The sequence below is a fragment of the Lactococcus cremoris subsp. cremoris NBRC 100676 genome (assembly GCF_001591705.1).
Taxonomy (GTDB): Bacteria; Bacillota; Bacilli; order Lactobacillales; family Streptococcaceae; genus Lactococcus; species Lactococcus cremoris.
This window is the reverse complement of record NZ_BCVK01000017.1, coordinates 17,928-39,059: the sequence shown is the minus strand read 5'-3', so window position 1 is coordinate 39,059 and position 21,132 is coordinate 17,928. Positions and strand designations below refer to the sequence as shown.

25 protein-coding genes and 2 pseudogenes are annotated in these 21,132 nt (G+C 35.0%); 22 read left to right on the top strand and 5 right to left on the bottom strand.

The window, feature by feature from the left end:
• The 17 genes and pseudogenes from LLA01S_RS12525 to serB form a co-directional block, all read left to right on the top strand.
• Nucleotides 1-255: pseudogene (locus LLA01S_RS12525) on the top strand (hypothetical protein); the annotation flags it as partial.
• 17 nt (nucleotides 256-272) lie between these two features.
• Complete coding sequence (locus LLA01S_RS04530; protein WP_011675590.1) at nucleotides 273-1,316, top strand: hypothetical protein; 1,044 nt, start codon at nucleotides 273-275, stop codon at nucleotides 1,314-1,316.
• Nucleotides 1,317-1,321: 5 nt separating this feature from the next.
• On the top strand, nucleotides 1,322-1,531 hold the full coding sequence (locus tag LLA01S_RS04525; protein ID WP_014573057.1) for a hypothetical protein: 210 nt from the start codon (nucleotides 1,322-1,324) through the stop codon (nucleotides 1,529-1,531).
• A gap of 59 nt (nucleotides 1,532-1,590) precedes the next feature.
• On the top strand, nucleotides 1,591-2,715 hold the full coding sequence (locus tag LLA01S_RS04520) for a tyrosine-type recombinase/integrase (RefSeq protein WP_061777916.1): 1,125 nt from the start codon (nucleotides 1,591-1,593) through the stop codon (nucleotides 2,713-2,715).
• 169 nt (nucleotides 2,716-2,884) lie between these two features.
• Nucleotides 2,885-3,454, top strand: a complete 570-nt coding sequence (locus LLA01S_RS04515; protein ID WP_011675593.1) for a thymidine kinase — start codon at nucleotides 2,885-2,887, stop codon at nucleotides 3,452-3,454.
• 10 nt (nucleotides 3,455-3,464) lie between these two features.
• Nucleotides 3,465-3,908: a hypothetical protein gene (locus LLA01S_RS04510; RefSeq protein ID WP_021166329.1), complete on the top strand. Its 444-nt coding sequence runs from the start codon at nucleotides 3,465-3,467 to the stop codon at nucleotides 3,906-3,908.
• 17 nt (nucleotides 3,909-3,925) lie between these two features.
• Nucleotides 3,926-4,999, top strand: a complete 1,074-nt coding sequence (gene prfA / locus LLA01S_RS04505) for a peptide chain release factor 1 (protein ID WP_011675595.1) — start codon at nucleotides 3,926-3,928, stop codon at nucleotides 4,997-4,999.
• A complete protein-coding gene (locus tag LLA01S_RS04500; protein WP_015082127.1) occupies nucleotides 4,999-5,526 on the top strand; it encodes a hypothetical protein in 528 nt (175 codons plus the stop codon). The genes prfA and LLA01S_RS04500 overlap by 1 nt, the downstream gene beginning before the upstream one ends.
• A 69-nt stretch (nucleotides 5,527-5,595) precedes the next feature.
• A complete protein-coding gene (nfsA, locus tag LLA01S_RS04495; RefSeq protein WP_011675598.1) occupies nucleotides 5,596-6,351 on the top strand; it encodes an oxygen-insensitive NADPH nitroreductase in 756 nt (251 codons plus the stop codon).
• A 104-nt stretch (nucleotides 6,352-6,455) separates the two neighbouring features.
• Nucleotides 6,456-7,271, top strand: coding sequence for a peptide chain release factor N(5)-glutamine methyltransferase (gene prmC / locus LLA01S_RS04490; RefSeq protein ID WP_011675599.1), 816 nt, complete (start codon nucleotides 6,456-6,458; stop codon nucleotides 7,269-7,271).
• Between the two features lie 30 nt (nucleotides 7,272-7,301).
• Complete coding sequence (locus tag LLA01S_RS04485) at nucleotides 7,302-7,766, top strand: GNAT family N-acetyltransferase (RefSeq protein ID WP_011675600.1); 465 nt, start codon at nucleotides 7,302-7,304, stop codon at nucleotides 7,764-7,766.
• 317 nt (nucleotides 7,767-8,083) lie between these two features.
• Nucleotides 8,084-8,683 carry an L-threonylcarbamoyladenylate synthase gene (locus LLA01S_RS04480; RefSeq protein ID WP_031286750.1) on the top strand — a complete coding sequence of 200 codons (600 nt, stop codon included), beginning with the start codon at nucleotides 8,084-8,086 and terminating at the stop codon, nucleotides 8,681-8,683.
• Between the two features lie 232 nt (nucleotides 8,684-8,915).
• Nucleotides 8,916-10,163 carry a serine hydroxymethyltransferase gene (gene glyA / locus LLA01S_RS04475; protein ID WP_021166332.1) on the top strand — a complete coding sequence of 416 codons (1,248 nt, stop codon included), beginning with the start codon at nucleotides 8,916-8,918 and terminating at the stop codon, nucleotides 10,161-10,163.
• Nucleotides 10,164-10,343: 180 nt separating this feature from the next.
• Complete coding sequence (locus LLA01S_RS04470; protein ID WP_011675603.1) at nucleotides 10,344-10,946, top strand: lysozyme family protein; 603 nt, start codon at nucleotides 10,344-10,346, stop codon at nucleotides 10,944-10,946.
• Between the two features lie 126 nt (nucleotides 10,947-11,072).
• Nucleotides 11,073-12,170: a 3-phosphoserine/phosphohydroxythreonine transaminase gene (gene serC, locus LLA01S_RS04465; protein ID WP_061777915.1), complete on the top strand. Its 1,098-nt coding sequence runs from the start codon at nucleotides 11,073-11,075 to the stop codon at nucleotides 12,168-12,170.
• The gene (locus tag LLA01S_RS04460) at nucleotides 12,167-13,363 is read left to right on the top strand and encodes a 3-phosphoglycerate dehydrogenase family protein (protein ID WP_061777914.1); all 1,197 of its coding nucleotides are present in this window, start codon (nucleotides 12,167-12,169) and stop codon (nucleotides 13,361-13,363) included. The genes serC and LLA01S_RS04460 overlap by 4 nt, the downstream gene beginning before the upstream one ends.
• Nucleotides 13,364-13,408: 45 nt before the next feature.
• The gene (serB, locus tag LLA01S_RS04455) at nucleotides 13,409-14,071 is read left to right on the top strand and encodes a phosphoserine phosphatase SerB (protein ID WP_011675606.1); all 663 of its coding nucleotides are present in this window, start codon (nucleotides 13,409-13,411) and stop codon (nucleotides 14,069-14,071) included.
• Between the two features lie 36 nt (nucleotides 14,072-14,107).
• Here serB and LLA01S_RS04450 read toward each other — a convergent pair whose 3' ends face one another.
• Nucleotides 14,108-14,401: an acylphosphatase gene (locus tag LLA01S_RS04450; protein ID WP_011675742.1), complete on the bottom strand. Its 294-nt coding sequence runs from the start codon at nucleotides 14,399-14,401 to the stop codon at nucleotides 14,108-14,110.
• A 111-nt stretch (nucleotides 14,402-14,512) separates the two neighbouring features.
• Here LLA01S_RS04450 and LLA01S_RS04445 point away from each other — a divergent pair, with 111 nt between their 5' ends.
• The gene (locus tag LLA01S_RS04445; RefSeq protein ID WP_015082133.1) at nucleotides 14,513-15,271 is read left to right on the top strand and encodes a TrmH family RNA methyltransferase; all 759 of its coding nucleotides are present in this window, start codon (nucleotides 14,513-14,515) and stop codon (nucleotides 15,269-15,271) included.
• 211 nt (nucleotides 15,272-15,482) lie between these two features.
• On the opposite strand, the gene LLA01S_RS04440 is transcribed toward LLA01S_RS04445, so the two are convergent.
• Entirely contained in the window at nucleotides 15,483-15,872 is a 390-nt protein-coding gene (locus LLA01S_RS04440; protein ID WP_011675744.1) for a cupin domain-containing protein, read from the bottom strand.
• Nucleotides 15,872-16,099 (bottom strand): hypothetical protein, encoded by a 228-nt coding sequence (locus tag LLA01S_RS12735; RefSeq protein WP_011675745.1) that lies wholly within the window; start codon nucleotides 16,097-16,099, stop codon nucleotides 15,872-15,874. Before LLA01S_RS12735 ends, LLA01S_RS04440 begins: the two co-directional genes overlap by 1 nt.
• 78 nt (nucleotides 16,100-16,177) lie before the next feature.
• Between LLA01S_RS12735 and LLA01S_RS04430 the strand changes: the two genes are divergently transcribed.
• Together LLA01S_RS04430 and LLA01S_RS04425 are read left to right on the top strand one after the other, a co-directional pair.
• On the top strand, nucleotides 16,178-16,525 hold the full coding sequence (locus LLA01S_RS04430) for a MerR family transcriptional regulator (RefSeq protein WP_011675746.1): 348 nt from the start codon (nucleotides 16,178-16,180) through the stop codon (nucleotides 16,523-16,525).
• Nucleotides 16,526-16,538: 13 nt separating this feature from the next.
• A complete protein-coding gene (locus LLA01S_RS04425; protein ID WP_061777913.1) occupies nucleotides 16,539-16,865 on the top strand; it encodes an inorganic diphosphatase in 327 nt (108 codons plus the stop codon).
• A 175-nt stretch (nucleotides 16,866-17,040) separates the two neighbouring features.
• Here LLA01S_RS04425 and LLA01S_RS04420 read toward each other — a convergent pair whose 3' ends face one another.
• Nucleotides 17,041-17,484 carry a flavodoxin gene (locus LLA01S_RS04420; RefSeq protein WP_011675748.1) on the bottom strand — a complete coding sequence of 148 codons (444 nt, stop codon included), beginning with the start codon at nucleotides 17,482-17,484 and terminating at the stop codon, nucleotides 17,041-17,043.
• Nucleotides 17,485-17,631: 147 nt separating this feature from the next.
• Nucleotides 17,632-19,120: pseudogene (locus tag LLA01S_RS04415) on the bottom strand (MDR family MFS transporter).
• Nucleotides 19,121-19,348: 228 nt separating this feature from the next.
• Here LLA01S_RS04415 and LLA01S_RS04410 point away from each other — a divergent pair.
• Both LLA01S_RS04410 and LLA01S_RS04405 read left to right on the top strand, forming a co-directional pair.
• Nucleotides 19,349-19,978: a TetR/AcrR family transcriptional regulator gene (locus tag LLA01S_RS04410; RefSeq protein ID WP_011675750.1), complete on the top strand. Its 630-nt coding sequence runs from the start codon at nucleotides 19,349-19,351 to the stop codon at nucleotides 19,976-19,978.
• A gap of 279 nt (nucleotides 19,979-20,257) precedes the next feature.
• Entirely contained in the window at nucleotides 20,258-21,112 is an 855-nt protein-coding gene (locus LLA01S_RS04405) for a methionyl aminopeptidase (protein WP_015082136.1), read from the top strand.
• Nucleotides 21,113-21,132: the final 20 nt, after the last annotated feature.

Genomic DNA, 21,132 nt, shown 5'->3' with positions numbered 1-21,132 from the left:
TCAGAGGATAAGACTTCTAAAGCAGATATGGTTATCTCAGACTACAACAAAGCCATCAGAAAAATTGTGATGGATGTGAATAATGAAGAATTGTTACTTTATACCAAGTTACCCAAAGAACACCAAGCTCAAAAAATGTTGAAAGAGGTGGTTTCAGAAATAAAAGAAGAAGTCTCAAATGCTTATCCTGAATATTTGATTTCAGGTTTTGAGCGACATGGAAACTCACTATGGTTGAAAGGCACAAGAAAATAAAAATCAGGAGAGATTTTGTGCCAAAGGCAAACAAAGAATCTCTCCTGAGCTTATTTAAAAAGGACAAAAAATCAATGAATAATACAGTTAAACAAATGAATGAATCAGCGGGTATTTCTAACAGCCCGCTAGAGGGTCAAAAATTAAACCTTAGAACTCAGCTCTCAGAGAAATATGGCTTTGTGTCTATCAAGATTGACCGCTTAACCATTATGGGAAATATTGAACTTGGAGGAAATCAAGTCTTTCAAAATCTTTGCCAGTTTTGGGATGTGATCGAACTTCAATCCAACGGAGAATACGCTGGATTTTACGGACAATTATTTCGTGATAGTACAGAAAATTTTTATGTGAGCTATATGCCCATTAAAGCTAAGAGAATGAAAACAAAGAACTTCTACTTAGAGTTCAATCCTGCTAAATCTGGTCAAGACAATCTGAACTATGTCTTTGACTATTTAGTTCCATTATTAGAAGAAGTCAGTATTTCAAGGATTGATATTGCACTAGACTTTGAGCGTGATTTATCTTCGTTTATTTTAGGCGGTCGCTCCAAAAAGAAAATTTTCTTTGGTACAGATGGCAAAATAGAAACACGATACGCAGGAAGTGGCGATGAATTTATTATTCGCTTGTATGATAAGAAAAAAGAGCGGACAGAAAAAGGAGATAAAATTGCACAAGAAGAAGTTCAGAAATTCGATCAGCTTTGGCGCTTAGAATTTGAATTACACGGCTCAGGTTTCATTGAAAATCAACTGAAAAAAGAATTTCGATTTCTCTCAGATACTCCCATTGTTCAACTTGATTTTGAAGATAGAAATTATATTGAACTTTCGCCACAGGAAAAAATTATATTTCTTTCAAAAGATGAACATCCAGAACTCTTTGCGGAGTTGTCCAAAGCCACAAAAGCGAAATACAATGCGTTACGCAAAAAGGCAAGTATCATTGATTTGGCTGATATGACGCGTTTACCTTTTGAATTAACAGAAATCTGTTGGGATTATCCGCAAGAGATTGATTTGATTCAGTTTCTCAATGAAATTTTGAAAGTGTGATGTTTATGGAAAAATTATATGGAAATAAAGAAGAAATTTGTGATATTTTTGGTGTGGCAAAAGGGACACTCTCAAATGACTTAACTAGAATGCGAAGAAATCCTGAGTTTTCAAAGTATATCTTGCAACCCAGTCATGGACGTGTGAATATCTCTATTGAGGGGTATGAAAAATTTTTAAAATTCCGCTCCGAAGCACGTAAAAAAATATTGTAATTTGTGATAAAATAGAGAGTATCTGGTTACTCTCTATTTTATATAAAGATAGGAGTGAAATGTATAAAAAGCAACAACCCAATGGTAAATGGAAGTTCTTTGAAAAATATCAAGATAAGCAAGACAAATGGAAACAAGTTTCTGTAACCAAAAATTCAGGTGGTCGTGAGGCTCAAAGTCAAGCACGAACTGAACTTGAACTGAAAATAGCAGAAAAACTTTCAGAAGAAAAAGAAGCTGAAGAAGCACCAAAAACCATAAACGAGTGTTATGCGGAATCAAGAAAAATTCGTCAAGCTGAATTGGCTGAATCCACATATCTCTCAGAAACGTATGGTTTAAAAGATTTTATAAAAAAATTTGGACAGCGTGAAATAATTAGCATTGAGCCAAAAGAAATGCAAGAATATTTATTTTCTAATAAGTATTCTAATACGACACGGCACACCATAGCTTTGCGCATAGGACATATTTTTCAATATGCTTATTCAATGGGATTTACACATGAGAATATCATGAACTGTATCATACTTCCTAAACAAAAAAAATCGGCTGAAAGTCTTGCCAAGTGGAAAGAAAAATTTTTCACTATGGATGAAATGCGAAAATTTTTGAAGAGTTGGCGAAGTCATGCAGTAGAAAAAGATGATTTTAAACGTGCAGACTTTGTAGAATTTTTGTTTCTAACAGGTTTGAGAATTGGCGAAGCCTCTGGTCTTCAATGGTCACATGTAGATATTTTGAAACGAGTGATTTATATTCAATTGAGTTGGAACTGTAATCTTAAAAAGCTAGGACCAACTAAAAATCCTCAATCAGTTCGTTATGTCACTCTAAATGACCGTTGTCTTGAGATTCTTGAAAATTTTCGTAAAGATAAATATGGTTCAAAATTTGTATTTGTGAAATCAAATGGGGTTCAAATTCGTAATGCGGATATTAACACTTATTTGAAAATTGAGGGCGCTCGTGCCAATCTGTTTGGTAAGAATTATAAACAGTTTTCAGCGCATATGTTGCGACATTCTCATATTACAGTGTTAGCTTTTCTAGGAGCACCTCAAAAGGCTGTTATGGAGCGTGTGGGGCATATGGATGCTCGAATTACAAACGGAGTTTACACGCATGTTCTTCCTGAAAATCGACAAGATTTGCAGTTGAAGCTAGAGAATTTGAATTTATAATAAGCACCATGAAGTACCATAGAAAATCTAAGCAAGCACCATATAAGCACCAAAAGAAAATTAATTTGGGGAAATATGAGGAAATGGACTACTCTTATCAATACTCAATAAATTAGTATTGGTAAGGATAGGTAACTTTGAGGAAAAATAAGGAAACGAGGGAGATGATATGGCGCAATTATATTTCAAATATGGTACGATGAATTCAGGAAAGTCAATTGAGATTTTGAAAGTGGCTCATAATTATGAGGAACAGGGCAAGCCAGTTCTCTTGATGACATCAAGCCTAGATACCCGTGCTGGTGTTGGAACAGTTGCGAGTCGGATTGGTATGAAAGCAGAAGCTATCGCAATTGATGATAAAATGTCTGTTTTTGATTATGTGAATAGCCTGTCTGCTAAACCTTTTTGTGTCTTAATTGATGAGGCACAATTTTTAAATAAAAAACATGTCTATGATTTTGCGCGAGTAGTCGACGAATTGAATGTTCCAGTCATGGCCTTTGGTTTGAAAAATGATTTTCGTAATGAACTTTTTGAAGGGTCTAAATACCTGCTTTTACTTGCTGATAAAATTGAAGAAATTAAAACAATTTGCTGGTATTGTAGTAAAAAAGCGACGATGGTTATTCGAACAATTGACGGTAAACCAGTCTATGAAGGTGAACAGTTACAGATTGGTGGAAATGAAACTTATATTCCGGTTTGCCGGAAGCATTATTTTAAACCAGAAATCTAGGAGGAAATAGATGTTTTATCATTTTAAAGGAACAATCACAGGGGAAGATTATCAAAGAATTCTCGGACAAATGACTAAGCGAATGATGCTGGTTTTTTCAGGAATCATGCTGGTTTTTTTAGTTGTTAATTTGTTGATGAGTAAAGGACAATGGATTTGGCCAGTCGTTTCTGCACTGCTTGTGCTTGTTTTAGGGAATCTTTTTTTACATTGGCAACTGAAAAGCCGTTTTTTGAAAAATTTTAAGCCACAAGAGCTTGACATGTATGTGACAGAGGAACAAATTAAAGCTCAAATGAATGTACGAAATGTTGAGATTTTTTCAGAACGTGTTCACTTTTTTCAAGGAAGAAATCAAGTGATGATTTTTAAAAAGGACATGCTACAAGATGTGACACAATGGGATTCTTTTGTAAATATGGCAAAAAATTTACCATTAAAAACTAAAAAATAATTAAAGGAAATAAAGAAATGTTTGATCAGTTAGAGTCAATAGTTGGAAGATATGAAGAATTGGGTGAGTTATTATCTGACCCAGAAGTAGTTTCGGATACAAAGCGTTTTATGGAATTATCACGTGAAGAAGCAGATTTACGGGATAAAGTGGCGACTTATAATGAATACAAGAAAGTCCTTGAAACAATTTCTGATAGCGAAGAAATGCTTGGTGAGGGTGGACTTGATGATGAAATGAAAGAAATGCTCAAAGAAGAACTTTCATCAGCAAAATCACAAAAAGAAGTTCTTGAAGAAGAAATCAAAATTTTACTTTTGCCTAAAGATCCAAACGATGGTAAAAATATTATTTTAGAAATTCGTGGAGCTGCTGGTGGGGATGAAGCGGCGCTTTTTGCGGGTGATTTATTAAATATGTATCAACATTTTTCTGAATCTCAAGGTTGGAAGTTTGAAATTATGGAAGCGAATATCACTGGTATTGGGGGTTATAAAGAGGTTTCAGCTTTGATTTCGGGTCCATCTGTTTATTCAAAATTGAAATATGAATCTGGTGCTCACCGAGTACAACGTGTCCCTGTAACAGAAACACAAGGGCGCGTGCATACTTCGACAGCGACAGTGCTTGTGATGCCTGAAGTTGAAGAATTCGAAATGACAATTGAGCAAAAAGATTTGCGCGTGGATATTTATCATGCGTCTGGTGCCGGTGGTCAGAATGTCAATAAGGTTGCCACAGCCGTGCGGATGGTTCACTTGCCAACAGGGATTAAAGTTGAGATGCAAGAAGAACGGACACAGCAAAAAAATCGCGATAAAGCCATTAAGTTGTTGAATACGAAAGTTTTTGATTACTATCAACAAATTGAATTGGACAAACAAAATGCAGAGCGTAAATCAACTGTCGGAACAGGTGACCGTTCTGAGCGGATTAGAACTTACAATTTCCCACAAAATCGTGTAACTGACCACCGAATTGGTTTGACTTTACAAAAATTGGATAGTATTTTATCTGGTAAAATGGATGAAGTGATTGATGCTCTGATTGTTTATGACCAAACGAAGAAATTAGAAGAATTAAATAAATAATGAATTTTGAATTTGAAGATTTTGTCATTCGAGAAGTTGGTCATGAACAACGGACGATGCAAACCTCAAAAAAAGTGAATAATGTCTTAACAGATGTGACGATTTTTCAGGTCAAAGGGCTAAATGAGTCTTTTGATTTGCTTTATTGTGTGGGAAAAAATGGGGATAGCTGGGTAGTTGCAGAAAAGATAGAGTCTCTTTCGCATCATTTGCACCGAGCACAAAGGACACGGATGTCCATTGAAAAATTTAAGGGAAATAATTACTGCCGCCTTTGGCAAGAAGTTAAAAAAGGTAAAGATTGGAGCCAAACTAAGAAAAGTTTACCTTTATCAGAGTTTGGTAAATACAGTAAAAACCCAATACGTAAGACTTTTTCAGAACTTGGAGCAAAGATTGGAACTTTGGCGGAGCTGGTCGATGAAACAAATCAAAATCGAAAACAGTATGCCTTGCTTTTTTCACCTCAGGAAATAAAGGTTCCCCTATGTGCTTATCTTCTGACGAGAATTTCACCATTGATTTAGAAATAAAAGTAGTCAAAATAGAAGTTAGTTCTAAAATGAAACCTGTCAGTAGGGAGGAATTTAATTTTGATGAATGAGAATAAAATTATGAATCAAACAATTGAAAAAATGTTAGTTCACGCGTCAGTTCGTGATTTTAAAGCTGAACCTTTGCCGGCTCAAACAAAAGATTTACTGCTAAAAGCAGCACAATCCGGTGCTTCGTCAAATTTTATACAGGCCTATTCAATTATTGAGGTAGCGGATGTTAATTTACGATGTGAAATTGCTAAAATTTCTGGTTCGGACGCTTATGTGAATCAAACGGGTGTATTTTATGTTTTTGTGGCTGATTGGTATCGGCAAGCTCAGATTTTAAGGGCGGAGAATAAAGATGTGAAAGCTCTTCGTAATATGGAAGCTTTGACAGTTGCCATTGTTGATACTACAATTGCTGCTCAGAATATGACAGTAGCAGCTGAATCTATGGGGCTTGGCATTTGTTATATTGGTGGAATTCGTAATGACACGTCTAAAGTGACAGAGTTGTTAAATTTACCAGAATTGACACTTCCACTTTTTGGACTGACAATTGGTCTACCAAATAGCCGAAACGAAGTAAAACCACGTTTGCCAAAAGCAAATATTTTGTCAATCAATGGTTATAATCATGAATCATTGACTGATTTAAGTACTTATAACGAGCAAACGGCAGAATATTATGCCAATCGCAGTCATCATCAAAAGTCGACAAATTGGTCACAGGAGATGAGTGATTTTCTTACGAATCCTCGTCGTGAGGACCTGGCAGATTTTTTGAAAAAACAAGGATTTACATTGGACTGATAAGTTGATAAAGCCTGATTTTATTGGGCTTTTTTGCTATACTTGAAAGAGTAATTTAAAAGAGATTAGAAAAAATAAAAAGTCTTAGAAAGTGGAAAAGTATAATGCTTTGGATTGAAGCTGTGCGAACTTTATCAGCAGATTTAGAAGAACCTTTTGAGTTAGAGTTTGTCTGGCGAAATTTACATGAACTTAATAAGTTATCTTGGTTGAATTTAATGCGTGAAAAAATTACTGACCAAGAGTTAAATTTACTGACAGAGCTATCAGAACGTTTGATTAAAAACGAACCCCCACAATATATTGTGGGCTGGGCAGAATTTTATGAATTAAAATTTAAGGTTGATGAGCGAGTGCTCATTCCACGTCCAGAAACTGAAGAATTAGTTGAAATGATTTTAACTGAAAATAACAATGATTCGCTGAAAATTTTAGATATTGGAACGGGCTCCGGAGCAATTGCAATTTCTTTAGCTAAAGCTCGGCAAAATTGGTCAGTAAAAGCTTCTGACATTTCACAAAATGCGCTAGAATTGGCGGCTGAAAATGCGAAAATGAATCATGTCAATTTGGAATTTATTCAATCAGATGTGATGGATGAACTTACTGACAGGTTTGATATCATAGTTTCCAATCCCCCCTATATTGCTTTTGATGAAACGTATGAAATGGATGATTCTGTCATTAAATATGAGCCTGATTTGGCCCTTTTTGCCCAAAATCAAGGTTTAGCAATTTACCAAAAAATTGCTGACCAAGCGGTCAACCATCTGACAGATGATGGAAAAATTTATTTGGAAATTGGCTATAAGCAAGGAAAAGCTGTTCAAGCTATTTTTCAAGAAAAATTTACTGACAGGCTTGTTAGTATTCACCAGGATATATTTGGAAAAGATAGAATGATTAGTGTCAAACGATAAAAGCTACTGTTGGTATATTTAAGGAGAAAAATGAATTCTTTAATTTTTGAACAAGTATTTCAGCAAAAAAAAGATTTTTTACAAATATTATTATTAGCTGATGATGGTCCGCATTTAGAAAATTATCTGGAAAATGGTGATTTATTTACTCTGTCATTAAAAAATGGTAAGACCGTTGCTTGTGCTGTAGTCATAAAAAAACAAAAAAATACTTTTGAAATTGAGAATTTCGCTGTAGAAACTAGTTTTCAAGGACAGGGATTTGGTCAGCAAATGATGAAGCAACTTATCACTTATTTGAAAGAAAATTTAGCAGCTGATGAGCTTATTCTTGGAACAGATGATATTTCAGGGAATGTTGAATTTTATGAAAAATGTGGTTTTGAAATTACTCATATAATAAGCAATTATTTTGTTGAAAATTATGACCAACCCATTTTTGAAGGGAAACAGCAATTAAAAGATAAAATATATTTAAGAAAGAAGTTAAAATGAAAGTTGAAAATGATTTGCGTACGATGTCCTCTTTTTTGCAAGTGCAATTAAAAGATGTCAAAACTTTGATTGAATCCAACAAGATAGACCAAGCTAAAGAAACTTTGAACTTTGTTCAAGGCGGACTCAATAATTTTGCTAATGAACTTGAAAAAGTTGAAGGTGGATTTTATGGTATTATTGGCTTTCTTTTTCGCCGTCCTTATAAAGTACCAGATGATTTGAAAGATATCAGAGAAAATTTTTTTATTGAAGCAAATAAACTGCAAAAAGATTTAGATAAACAATCAGAAAAAGAAAATAATAGTAAAAATCGAATGACAGCGAGAGCAGTAAAAGCGCTAAAAAATGGACAATTAGTGGTTTTACCAACTGAAACAGTTTATGGTTTATTTGCAGATGCCATGAATGAGCAAGCGGTCCAAAAACTTTATTCGGTTAAAGGACGTCCAACCGAAAAAGCTTTAAATATGAATGTTTCAAGTTTTGAAGATATTCTAAAATATTCCATCAACCCACCAGATTATTTAGGTAAAATTGTTGATGCATTTCTTCCTGGTCCTCTAACTATCATTTTAGAAGCTTCTAGCGAAGTTCCTGAATGGATTCATATTGGCAAAAGCACTGTTGGTTTTAGAATGCCCAACATAGCAGTGACCCAAAAAATAATTAAAGAAGTCGGTGTTTTGGTTGGACCTTCCGCTAATTTAACCGGTTCTAAAAGTCCAAGTTTCTTTGCCGATCTAAGTCAAGAAATTTTGGAAAATGCTGCAGTCGCTGTTCAAGATGATAACATCTATGGATTAGATACGACCATCATTGATTTGACGCAAGAAAAACCAAAATTATTACGTCAAGGGGCAGTAACTAAGGCAGAACTACTTAAAAAAGTTCCTGAACTTGGACAAATTGAATAAAATATGCTGAGAAAAAGTAATCTAAAAATTTCCGAACAATCTTTGGCAAGCTGAAGATTTCTAAGCCAACATATTTCAAAAAATGTGCTTTAGCCGATATAATAGTTTTAGAGTTAAAAGTTTGCTTGCGAAAGTAAATCATAATTTAACTGATTAAGTTTATAGCGTTTAAGACTATAAAATTCTACTTATATTTTTAAAAATATCCCCAATAGACATACAAGGAGAACGAATGATTTTTGATAAAGAAGATTTTGAAAGCTTTGACCCAGAATTGTGGGCGGCCATTCATGCTGAGGAAATTCGCCAGCAACAAAATATTGAATTAATTGCTTCTGAAAATATTGTTTCAAAGGCAGTGATGGCAGCACAAGGTTCTGTTTTGACGAATAAATATGCCGAAGGATACCCAGGGAAACGTTACTATGGTGGTACAGAAGCGGTTGATGTTGTGGAAAATTTGGCAATTGACCGTGCAAAAGAACTTTTCGGTGCAAAATTTGTCAATGTTCAACCTCACTCAGGTTCTCAAGCCAATGCTGCAGCCTATATGGCATTAATTCAATCAGGAGATACAGTTCTAGGAATGGATTTAAACGCTGGTGGTCATTTGACGCACGGAGCTTCAGTCAATTTTTCAGGAAAAACTTATCATTTTGTCCCTTATGGGGTAAATCCTCAAACAGAGCTTTTAGATTATGAAGAAATTCTTAAAATTGCTAAAGAAGTTCAACCTAAACTGATTGTGGCAGGGGCTTCTGCCTATTCACGTTTGATTGATTTTGCTAAATTCCGTCAGATTGCTGATAGCGTTGGTGCGAAATTAATGGTTGATATGGCTCATATTGCTGGTTTAGTGGCTACTGGTGCTCACCCCAATCCACTTCCTTATGCTGATGTTGTCACAACAACAACTCATAAAACTTTAAGAGGCCCACGCGGTGGAATGATTTTAACCAATGATGAAGTCTTGGCTAAAAAAATCAATTCTGCAATTTTCCCTGGAACGCAAGGTGGACCTTTAGAACACGTGATTGCTGCTAAAGCAGTCGCTTTTAAAGAAGCACTTGACCCAGAATTTGCTACATATATTGAACAAGTCATTAAAAATACTCAAGCAATGGCTGATGAGTTTGCTAAGGTTGAAGGACTACGTTTGATTGCAGGAGGCTCAGATAATCACTTACTTAATTTGAAGGTCTTAGATCTTGGAATTAATGGGAAAGAAGCACAGGACTTATTAGATAGCGTTCATATCACGCTTAATAAAGAGGCCATACCAGACGAAACTTTATCTCCATTTAAAACCTCAGGAGTGCGAATTGGTGCGGCAGCAATCACATCAAGAGGATTTAAGGAAGCTGAAGCTCGAAAAGTTGCTCAATTAGTTTCTAATGCCTTGGTTAATCATGACAACCAAGAAAAACTCGAAGAAGTTAGAAAAGCTGCTTTAGAGTTAACACATCAATTCCCATTATAATATAAAAAAATTAGACAATAATTTTTGTCTAATTTTTTTATATTAAGTTAAATTTAAACGAGAAGTGTTATAATAGAACTTATATAAAAATGACCGCATAAAAATATTGAAATGTACTAGTGAAAAAATTAATTGAAGAGAATTAATTAAAAGTCGGTCAGAAAAATTTAGGTAAGTGATATGTTTAAAAAATTAATTGGATTAATAATGCTGATACTTCTTGTATTCGGTGGTTTTTACGTTTACCGTATGCATGAAAATGTGAAACATGTAATGTCTTATGAAGCAGAGGTTGAGAAAACCCTGAAAGCACAAGGTTTAAGCGGGGATACAAAGTTAGCGCTTGCGATTATTTATACTGAAACTAAAGGAAAACAAGTTGATATCATGCAGTCCAGCGAAAGCTTGAATGGAAAAACAAATACCTTTTCCACAGAGGAAGAAAGTATCAAACAGGGGATTGCTAATCTTTCAAAGGTATTAGAATACGCATCAGAAAAGAAAGTTGATGCTTGGACGGGAGTTCAGGCCTATAACTATGGAAGAGCTTATGTTGATTATATTGCGGCCCATGGAGCCAAGAATACGATTGCTCTTTCAAAAGCATATTCCAAAGATGTCGTTGCCCCAAGTTTAGGAAATACGACTGGTGAGACTTATTATCATTTGACTTTTGATTCTTTATTTTACAACCAAGGAAAGCTCTATTCTAATGGTGGAAATATTTTTTACGCCAAAGAAGTTGAATGGAACATGTTATTACTTGATTTATTAAATTGGTAAAATGCTGTTTAGACAGAAGTTCACATCATTGATGTGATTTTTGTCGAACAGTATTTTTTTATATTTGAATTATCAGAAAATTATATTATAATAGTGATTAATAAATAATTTGAGGAAGTGAAATCGATGATTTATAATTTTGGTGCAGGACCTAGTGTACTTCCAAAGGAAGTTTTAAAAAAAGTTCAAGAAGAACTGTTAGACTTTGAAAAAAGCGGTATGTCAGTGATGGAAATTTCACATCGATCCAAATCTTTTCAAGAAGTCATTGATGAGGCGCAAAGTAATTTGCGTGACTTGATGTCCATTCCTCAAAACTATAAAATATTATTTTTACAAGGCGGGGCTTCGACTCAATTCTCAATGATTCCAATGAATTTGGCTCTTGGGAAAAAAGCTTATTATGCAATCTCAGGGGCTTTTGGAAAAAAGGCTTATGATGAGGCAGTAAAATTGAGTCAGACCTTAGATTTTGAAGCAATCAGTTTGGGCTCAACTCAATCAGAACATTATAATCATCTTTTGAAAATTGATAAGTCCAAAGTTGATGAGAAAATGGCAGCTTATTTGCATATAACAACAAATAATACCATTGAAGGAACGACTATTTTTCCAGAAAATCTACCAGAAGTTAATTCTGTTCCTTTAATTGCTGATATGAGTTCAAATATTTTGGCATTTGATTATGATGTGAGTAAATTTGGTTTAATTTATGCTGGAGCTCAAAAAAATCTAGGGATTGCCGGTTTGACAATTGTCATTATTCGTGAAGATTTATTGAATCAAAAAGAAAGTCTTTCATCAATGATGGACTACCGTATTTTGGCTCAGAATGGCTCTATGTATAATACACCGCCAACCTTTGCTATTTATTTGGCTGGTTTAGTTTTCAAATGGGTCAAAGAACAAGGCGGAGTTAAAAAACTTGAAGCAATAAATCGTCAAAAAGCTCGGATGTTTTATGATTTAATTGACCAGTCGGATTTTTATCAGAGCCCAGTTCTAAATGAAGCAGAGCGGTCGATATGTAATGTTGTCTTTACCAGTCCAAGTAAGGAACTGGATGCTTTATTTGTGCAAAAAGCCGAAGAAAAAGGTTTTAAATCAATCAAAGGTCATCGGTCGGTTGGGGGAATGCGAGCAAGTATCTACAACGCTTTTCCAATAGAAGGTGTGCTTGAATTGGTTAAATTTATGAAGGAATTTGAAGAGGAAAATAAATGACTTATCAGATTAAAACAATAGGAAATAATATTGACCAAGTTGCTCTGGATGAAGTTGGCGAACAATTTGCTGTCAATCAAGTACCAGAAAACAAAGCGGACGCTTTTATTTGTCGTGCCCAACCTTTTCATGATTATGAATTTTCAAAAGAACTGTTGGCCATTGGACGTGCGGGGGCTGGATTTAATAATATCCCGATTGAAAAATGCGCAAGCAAAGGAATTGTTGTATTTAATGCCCCTGGTGGGAATGCTAATGCGGTCAAAGAGTTGGTCTTGTCAATGATGATTTTTGGGACCCGTAATTTGAAACCTGCCAATAAATGGCTGACAGGACAAAAAGGAAATGATAAGGCCATTGACGTTGCAGTTGAAAACGGGAAAAAAGCATTTTCTGGTTCAGAAATTTCTGGAAAAACTTTAGGTGTGATTGGTCTTGGAAATATTGGCTCAAAAGTTGCTAATGATGCACAGCGTTTAGGGATGAAAGTGATTGGTTATGACCCATATCTCTCAATTGAGCATGCTTGGAATTTGTCACATCATGTCAAACGGGTCAATGATTTGTCAGAAATTTTTGAGAAAGCAGATTATATTACGGTTCACACGCCAGCGACTGATGAAACAAAGGGAATGCTTAATTGGAAAAATTTATCAAAATGTAAAAATGGAGTGATTTTGCTGAATTATGCTCGAGATGAGATTTCTGATAAAGAAGCCATTCTTAAGGCGATTGATGAAGGGATTGTTCGTTTCTTTGGCACCGATTTTGGTTCTGAAAAATTTTATCATCACCCTCAAGTTTTTTTGACTCCTCATTTAGGGGGCTCAACAGCAGAAGCCAGCTTAAATTGTACTCGGATGGCTCTTGATTCTGTTCAAACCTATTTGAAAACGGGTGAGATTATTAATTCAGTCAACTTTCCGCGTGTTTTGCAAGAGTTAAATACGCCTTATCGTGTGACCTTAATCAATAAAAATGTGCCAAACGTTGTGGCGCAAATTTCTATAGCAGTTGCCGAAGAAAATATTAATATCGCTAACATTGTCAATCGTGGTCAAGGGGATTTTGCTTATACATTACTTGATTTAGATGAAAAAGACGAAAGAAAATTGGCCGCTTTGGTTTCGCGTTTTGAAGCTTCTGAAAATATTGTGCGTGTACGTTTAATTGAGAATCCAAATTTATTTTAAATTTGATCATAAATATTTTTGAAAGACAAGTAGGATAGAGGAAAAATGACAGTAAAAGGATTACTTGTGATGGATGTCGATAGCACCTTGATTGAGGAGGAAGTCATTGACCTCTTGGGAGAAAAAGCAGGCTTAGGTGAAAAAATCTCTGAAATTACGGAGGCTGCTATGTCAGGCGAGTTGGACTTTAAAGAAGCTTTGAAAGAAAGAGTAGCCTTACTATCAGGGCTACGAACGACGATTTTTGATGAAATTTATAAAGAAATTCATTTGACAAATGGAGCGACTGGGCTGATTGAAACTTTACATGGCAGAGGTTGGAAAGTTGGTGTCGTTTCGGGTGGTTTTCATGAAATTGTGGATAAATTGGCTGTAGATTTAAAACTAGATTATGTTTTTGCCAATCGGTTGGCTGTGCAAGAGGGTTATTTGACTGGCGAAACTTATGGAACGATTGTCGATAAAAGTTTCAAATTGGAAAGATTGAAGCAGTGGGCCAAGGAAAATAAGTTGGATTTGTCTGAGGTAGTCGCTGTTGGGGATGGGGCAAATGATATTCCGATGTTAAATGCTGCTGGTCTTGGAATTGCTTTTTGTGCAAAACCAGCGGTTAAAGCTGCTGTGGCTTATCATATTGATAAAAGAAATTTATTGATGGTTTTAGAACTTCTGGAAAAATATACTGACAAGCAATCGCTTATAAATTGATAAAAAAATACTGACGGAAAATCTGTCAGTATTTTTTTAATATTTGATATTAAAATCGGTAAAATCAGGGAAACTTGTAGGAGTCGACTCGACATAAGTTACTTTCGCAAAGGGAGAAAGACGACCTTTGGAAGATTTTTCGCCACGAATAAGGGCCGTAAATTCTTCTAATTTTTGGGAGTCATCAGTTTGGGCAAGGATACCAACGGTACCATCATCATTATTCCAAATACGACCTAAAATTCCTAATTCACGGGCACTTATAATAACAAAATAGCGAAAGCCGACTCCTTGAACTCGTCCAGAAACAATCATTTTTACTTTGAACATTTTAGCTCCTTTCATTCGTTAAATTATTAAGTGACTTGTTTATTTAAAACGTTTTCTTTTATTATAGCATAAGCACAAGCAAGATTGGCAAAAATCTGATAAAATAAGAGAATGGAAATCATCAGTTCAAAAGATAATAAAAAAGTTAAAGAAGCAAGAAAATTGCTGACAAAAAAATACCGCAAAAATTCATATCTCATCGAAGGATTTCATCTGTTGGAGGAAGCACTGAAAGCAGGTCATTCAATAAAGCAAATTTTTGTTGAAGAAAATAAGCTGGCTAAACTGACAGCAATGATTGGGTCTGAAAAATCACTGACAGACTTATCTGTAAATCTGGTCAGTAAAGATGTACTAAAATCTTTAGCTGACAGCGAAAGTCCACAAGGACTGATTGCTGAAGTGGCAAAAATTGAAGAAGTTATTGATTTTTCAGCATCAAAATTTTTACTTTTAGAAAATGTGCAAGATCCAGGAAATGTCGGAACCATGATTAGAACGGCTGATGCAGCCGGCTTTTCAGCTGTTATTTTACTTGGTGAAACGGCAGACCTTTATAGTCCGAAGGTTATGCGTTCAATGCAAGGATCAAATTTTCATTTAGCGATTGCCCGCATGAATGAAGAAGAATGTTTTGCTGCGCTCAAACAAGCAAAAATTTCAATTTTGACAACAACGCTATCAGCAAATTCTGTATCTTATAAAACTGTTGAGGAATCATCTTTTGCTTTGGTCATGGGCAATGAAGGAGCTGGAGTATCAGACTTTGCCGTGGAATCTGCTGACAAGCTTGTTCATATTGACATGCCAGGACAAGCGGAATCTTTAAATGTGGCTGTAGCAGCTGGGATTTTGATGTTTTCATTGTAAATTACTGATGAAAACCCTAGCATATTCGTAAGCGCTCAAGCGCTAACGACTATCCTATGACAGAAATTGATTTTGGCTCGTAAATACTAAAGAAACACCTATATTTGCTGATAGGGCTGTCCTTGCTGACGGACTGAATCTTCCCCAGTAAAAAATAAAGCTGTCAATTCATTTTGACAGCTTTTGTGTCCTATTCTATTCTTTACAATTTTTACTTTGCATTTATCAGTGCTTTTTTAAAATCAATATCGCTGACGGAATCAGTAAAAGTGACCAATTCATCCCCGTTGCTTTTGTAAGTAATTAATAAACAAGAATTTTCTTCCGAAATAGCACCATGCCAATGATTGATATTCTCTTTAATAGTAATCACTGTGTTAGAGAGTAAAAGACGGGGAACGCTGCCTTCTTCTTGATAAATCATCGCTCCTTTAGTCACCAAAATGGTTTGTCCACAGGGATTTTTGTGCCAATTTGTTCGTGAACCAATAGGGAAAGTCAACTGTTCAACCATTGCAAAAATATTGTCGTCTAAAATATTCAAATAAAAAGGTAAACCTGAATAAGCAGGTTTTTCGACTTTGTTTCCTTTATTAAACATTATTGACCTCCAAACTTTTTAAAAACTCGATTCACCAGAGGTGGAATTAAACGAGATAAAATGAGCAATAAAAGATAAACAATTGCCCAGGAGCGCAACCACAGTAACCATGGGAAATTTGTAAATCCAAGTTTGAGAATATTGAGATTGATATAAAATAAAGAAAACGAGATAATCATTGTTGTAAGAACAAAACTAATCTGTTTTTGTAAAAATGTGTGTGACATAAAAACTCCTTTGTTTTGTGATATACTCAGTATAAACTTTCAAGTGAACTTGAAGGCAAGTAAAAAAGATTGGATAGCATGTATAAAATATCAGAAATCGCAAAGCAAACAGGATTAACGACTGCAACCTTGCGTTATTATGAACAAATTGGACTTTTACAGACGAAAAGAAAAACCAATCATTACCGAGAATTTGATGATTCTGACCTTGACTGGCTGAGATTTATCGAAAATATGAAAAAAACGGGCATGAAACTTTCTGAAATCAAATATTTTTCTGATCTCAAACAATTAGGTGCAAAAAGTCGTCAGAAAAGATTAGAGTTATTAGAAGAGCAGAAAGTAGAATTAATCGAAAGAATAAAAGAAATTGAACAAAGTTTGAATTTTTTAGAAGAAGCTAAAGCACTGACAAAAAACTGTTGATAGGAGAAAATTGATGACAAACTACATTGCAAAAATTGACCGACCAATTGGAACAATTCATCATGGGACAGTTTATCCAATAAACTATGGATACATCGAGGGACTTATCGCAGGAGACGGCGAAGAACAAGATGTCTATATTTTGTCCAATTTACCTGAGAATCAAAAAGCTCTCAAAACATTCACTGGAAAACGCATTGCTATTATTCACAGAAAAGATGATGTTGAAGATAAATGTGTATTGACCAGTCCAGCTGAAAATTTCACAAAATCAGAAATCGAAAAGGCAGACCATTTTCAAGAGCAATATTTTGACAGTGAAATTGAAATGGTAGAATAAAAAATTACTGACAGATCAATACGACCCAGCCACAAACTCACATCATAGATATGAGTTCAGCTTGTCCAAGAAGTCTCTCTATGGCAGAGTGAGCATTGAATCGTAGATAAAAAAGCTGACAGAATTTCTGTCAGCTTTTTTTTTCATACTTGTCAGTAATTTTTATGTTTTAACATTAGTTAAAGTGAGCCGCTAAAGTTTCTGCAAAAGCTTCAAGATGGGCTTCGTCTTCATCTTCAGGTGACAAATCGACACGAACGAGCTCTGCTCCTTTAGTTGCCCCTGTTTTTTCAAATTGCGCTTCAAACATATCGACGCAGATACAGAAATCATCATAGAAAGTATCGCCTGAACCGAAACAACCGTAAATTTTACCAGATAAATCAACCTCAGCTAATTCTTCGTAAAAGTCAACAATTTCGTCAGGTAACTCACCGTCACCGTAAGTGTATGTTCCAACGATACAAAGATCAGCATCAGCCATATCATCTGCATCAACAGAAGTACATTCATCAAGTTCTACTTCAAAACCTAATTCTTCAAGTTTATCAGCGACAATATCGGCACAAGCTTCAGTATTTCCTGTCATACTTGCATATACAATTTTTGCTAAAGGCATTTTTCACTCTCCTATAAGATACAAGGAACGTATAGATTTTACGTACCAAGCTCAGTTAATTGATTAATATTTGTCTATCTATCATTGTGATGATTCAATTCAATTATAACAAAATTCAAGTGAAATCAAAGCTAAAAACTATGAATATTATTTCACGCTCTTCTTTTGTGAGAGGAATATTGCTGGAAGAGCAATGATAATCAAAACAATTGAAGAGACAAGAAAACCAAGTTGATAACCATTAAGAGTCACTGCTTTTTCAACAGAAGTTTTTGCAGTCGCAATAACCGTGGGAGTTAAAGTGGTATGTAGAGCTTGCTAATTGATGCAGTTTAGTCGTCATCTGTCCAGCAATTTCTGATGTTACAACAGCAGTAACTACCGCAGAAATAACGGCTGAACCAAAAGATGAACCGACATTTTGAATGATTCTTTGACCTACTGATGCACCAGGAATATCTTGTTTATCTAAACCAATGAAGATATCAGTCATCATTGGCATTTGCAGGCCACCAATTCCCATTCCGCGAATAAATAAAACCAGTCCTAACCAAATTAAATTAGTATTTTCTTGAACGAAAATGAAAGGAACCGTTCCTAGAAGGGAAATAGCAATTGAAACCAGAACAACTGGTCTTGCTCCAAGTCGGTCAATCATTTTTCCAATCAAGGGGCGAGTTGCCATCATTCCAAGACCTTGGGGAATTAACATCAAACCTGCTTCTATGGCTGTAAATCCTTTGGTATTTTGGAAAAAGAGAGGAAGAAGAAGCATAGGACCATTAGAAGCAATTCCGGCTAGAAAAATTCCTATATTTGCTGCAGTAAAATGTTTAGATTTGAAAAATCTTAAAGGAAGAACGGTATTATTTTTCCGAATTTGATTATAAATTCCATAAATAATAAATAAAGATAAACCAATGAGGACAAAAGTAATCATTTGACTATTGAAAAAATTTTTAGCATTCGTTGAACCTTTCATCATGCCATATATTAATCCAACAGAGCCCCCAGCAAGAAGAAGGGTACCAAACCAGTCCAATTTTGCTTTTGGATTAAAAGGTTTGAAAGAACTTAGATAAAAATGATTAAGTAAAACAGCAATAATAACAACTGGAATATTGACATAGAATATCCAATGCCAATTGGCTCCAGAAACAATAGCACCACCAAGAACAGGACCGATGATTGGGCAAAGAATAATCGGTGTAGAAACAACGGCCATTAACTGACCAAGTTTATTAGGAGGTGTAATTTGCATCAGCAAGGTGGTCATCAGTAAAGTAATGAAACCTGCAGAAAATCCTTGAACGGCTCGGAAAATGATAAAACTATCAATATTCCAAGCAATTCCTGATAAAAAACTAAAAAGTCCAAAACTAAGGAGGGACCATTGCATGACTTTTTTTCCGTCAATATGATTGACCACATAACCACAAACAGGTACGGCTACAGCAAGGGCAAGTACATAACCTGTGATTGCCCATTGAATCATGTCAAGAGAGGTATGTAAATCACTTTGTAATTTGTTAATTGCAATATTGACCATGGTGGAGTCAAGCATGGGAGCAATTGCACCAACAACTAGTATCCAAGCATTTCGAGTCAACTCTTTTGGTAATTTTTTTTTTTTGATTTTGCCATAATGGCTTCCTTTCTTTTCGCTTAAGCGAAAACTAAGCCTTGATAAACTTAGAAAAATCTAAAAATTCAATTCAGATACATTTTGTATCTTATTTACAAAAGATATTATAAAACTTAAAGTTTTATTTGTCAACAATAAGATTCTTTTTGTATCTAATTTTGGTTTTTGGTATTAGATAAGAATGATGATATAATAGAAATAAGAAACAAGAGGTCTCTTATGCTTGAAGAAAAAGTAAAAAAAACGCCAATTCAATCTCGAAGAAGAGGAAGCGAACTTAAAGAAGCAATTTATAAAGCGGCAATTAATATTTTAGAAAATGAAGGTTATGAAAAAGTAACCTTTCAAAATGTTGCAAAAGAAGCAAAAACGACCCGAAGTGTGCTTTATCGGTATTGGAATGATGTTTTTGACTTGATTTTTGAAGCCGTACGTTTTAATATTTCACAAAATCCTAAATGGCGTGGGAATGTCATTGATCAAGAAATCAATAAAGGAAGCTTACGGCAAGATTTGATTGAACTTTTAACTTTTATGAGAGAAAATTTTTTACTCTATCCTAAAGGTTTTTTAGCTTTCGTCTCATTTATGCAATCTCAAGGAAAAAATGTTCTTGAATCGACTGTTGGTAATGTCCTTCCAAGCAATCTGATTATCATGGAACGTTTACTAGCCAGAGCTCAGGAAAGAGGAGAAGCGCGTGAAAAAATTGGACAATCAGCCAAAGTTCTTCCCTTTCAAATGACTCGATATCATATGTTGCTTGAGGGCCAATCAATGAATGATGAACAAATCAAAGAATTGGTCGATGAAGTTTTACTTCCGATTTATATAAAAAACACCAAGTAATGGTGAATTTTATGGTAAAATAGAGTGTATTTATACTAAGCAAACTCGGATTGATTAGAAATAATTAATTGAATTGCTCAGCATTTCAAATCATTTTGAAAAGGCTCATGATTGTCGAAGAAAATTCTTATAGATACAGGCATAAATACTATCTCATAAGAATTCAGTAACCCCAGTAAATAGCTATTTATTTTTCGATGAAGTATGAGTCACTTCAAAATATTAATTTAAATAAAAAGAAATGAGTCTATTCTCAGAACTTTAGAAGGAAAGAATAAATTGATTACATTAAAATCTCAACGTGAAATCGAACAAATGGAACGCAGTAGTAAAATTTTGGCAGATATCCATATTGGTCTTCGTGATTTGATTAAACCAGGTATCGACATGTGGGAAATTGAAGAATATGTCCGCAAAGTTTGTAAAGAAAAAAATGTTTTACCTTTACAAATTGGTGTAGATGAAGGAAATTATAATCCCTTCCCTTATGCCACTTGTTGCTGCTTGAATGATGAAGTTGCTCATGCTTTTCCACGTCATCAAATTCTTAAAGAGGGTGATTTGATTAAAGTCGACATGGTACTTGGCTTAGTTGAAGACGGCTCTGTTGATGTTTCAAAACTTGACTTTGATGATGCTGAGTCAATGGTTAAATATCAAGAAGAATTTCGTGGTGGAGTGGCCGATTCTTGTTGGGCTTATGCTGTAGGTGAAGTTTCTGAGGAAGTAAAAAACTTGATGGACGTTACTCGTGAATGCCTCTATCTTGGTATTGAACAGGCTAAAGTTGGAAATCGCATTGGAGATATTGGGGCAGCGATTCAAGAATATGCTGAAAGTCGTGGCTATGGTGTCGTTCGTGACCTTGTAGGACATGGTGTTGGCCCAACAATGCATGAAGAACCAATGGTTCCACATTATGGACGTGCGGGTCGTGGTCTTCGTCTTCGTGAAGGAATGGTTTTAACCATTGAACCAATGATTAATACAGGTGATTGGGAAATCGATCATGATGGTGAACGAGGTTATGTGACTTTTGATGGAAGCTTATCTTGTCAATATGAACATCAATTTGTCATTACCAAAGATGGTCCAGTAATTTTAACTTCTCAAGGGGAAGAGCGGACTTATTAAGAAGTAAAAAAGGAAAAAGC

Coding starts and splice junctions, on each gene's coding strand:
- LLA01S_RS04525 (WP_014573057.1), top strand. CDS start 1,322: ATGGAAAAATTATATGGAAATAAAGAAGAAATTTGTGATATTTTTGGT.
- LLA01S_RS04520 (WP_061777916.1), top strand. CDS start 1,591: ATGTATAAAAAGCAACAACCCAATGGTAAATGGAAGTTCTTTGAAAAA.
- LLA01S_RS04515 (WP_011675593.1), top strand. CDS start 2,885: ATGGCGCAATTATATTTCAAATATGGTACGATGAATTCAGGAAAGTCA.
- LLA01S_RS04510 (WP_021166329.1), top strand. CDS start 3,465: ATGTTTTATCATTTTAAAGGAACAATCACAGGGGAAGATTATCAAAGA.
- prfA (WP_011675595.1), top strand. CDS start 3,926: ATGTTTGATCAGTTAGAGTCAATAGTTGGAAGATATGAAGAATTGGGT.
- LLA01S_RS04500 (WP_015082127.1), top strand. CDS start 4,999: ATGAATTTTGAATTTGAAGATTTTGTCATTCGAGAAGTTGGTCATGAA.
- nfsA (WP_011675598.1), top strand. CDS start 5,596: ATGAATGAGAATAAAATTATGAATCAAACAATTGAAAAAATGTTAGTT.
- prmC (WP_011675599.1), top strand. CDS start 6,456: ATGCTTTGGATTGAAGCTGTGCGAACTTTATCAGCAGATTTAGAAGAA.
- LLA01S_RS04485 (WP_011675600.1), top strand. CDS start 7,302: ATGAATTCTTTAATTTTTGAACAAGTATTTCAGCAAAAAAAAGATTTT.
- LLA01S_RS04480 (WP_031286750.1), top strand. CDS start 8,084: ATGACAGCGAGAGCAGTAAAAGCGCTAAAAAATGGACAATTAGTGGTT.
- glyA (WP_021166332.1), top strand. CDS start 8,916: ATGATTTTTGATAAAGAAGATTTTGAAAGCTTTGACCCAGAATTGTGG.
- LLA01S_RS04470 (WP_011675603.1), top strand. CDS start 10,344: ATGTTTAAAAAATTAATTGGATTAATAATGCTGATACTTCTTGTATTC.
- serC (WP_061777915.1), top strand. CDS start 11,073: ATGATTTATAATTTTGGTGCAGGACCTAGTGTACTTCCAAAGGAAGTT.
- LLA01S_RS04460 (WP_061777914.1), top strand. CDS start 12,167: ATGACTTATCAGATTAAAACAATAGGAAATAATATTGACCAAGTTGCT.
- serB (WP_011675606.1), top strand. CDS start 13,409: ATGACAGTAAAAGGATTACTTGTGATGGATGTCGATAGCACCTTGATT.
- LLA01S_RS04450 (WP_011675742.1), bottom strand. CDS start 14,401: ATGTTCAAAGTAAAAATGATTGTTTCTGGACGAGTTCAAGGAGTCGGC.
- LLA01S_RS04445 (WP_015082133.1), top strand. CDS start 14,513: ATGGAAATCATCAGTTCAAAAGATAATAAAAAAGTTAAAGAAGCAAGA.
- LLA01S_RS04440 (WP_011675744.1), bottom strand. CDS start 15,872: ATGTTTAATAAAGGAAACAAAGTCGAAAAACCTGCTTATTCAGGTTTA.
- LLA01S_RS12735 (WP_011675745.1), bottom strand. CDS start 16,099: ATGTCACACACATTTTTACAAAAACAGATTAGTTTTGTTCTTACAACA.
- LLA01S_RS04430 (WP_011675746.1), top strand. CDS start 16,178: ATGTATAAAATATCAGAAATCGCAAAGCAAACAGGATTAACGACTGCA.
- LLA01S_RS04425 (WP_061777913.1), top strand. CDS start 16,539: ATGACAAACTACATTGCAAAAATTGACCGACCAATTGGAACAATTCAT.
- LLA01S_RS04420 (WP_011675748.1), bottom strand. CDS start 17,484: ATGCCTTTAGCAAAAATTGTATATGCAAGTATGACAGGAAATACTGAA.
- LLA01S_RS04410 (WP_011675750.1), top strand. CDS start 19,349: ATGCTTGAAGAAAAAGTAAAAAAAACGCCAATTCAATCTCGAAGAAGA.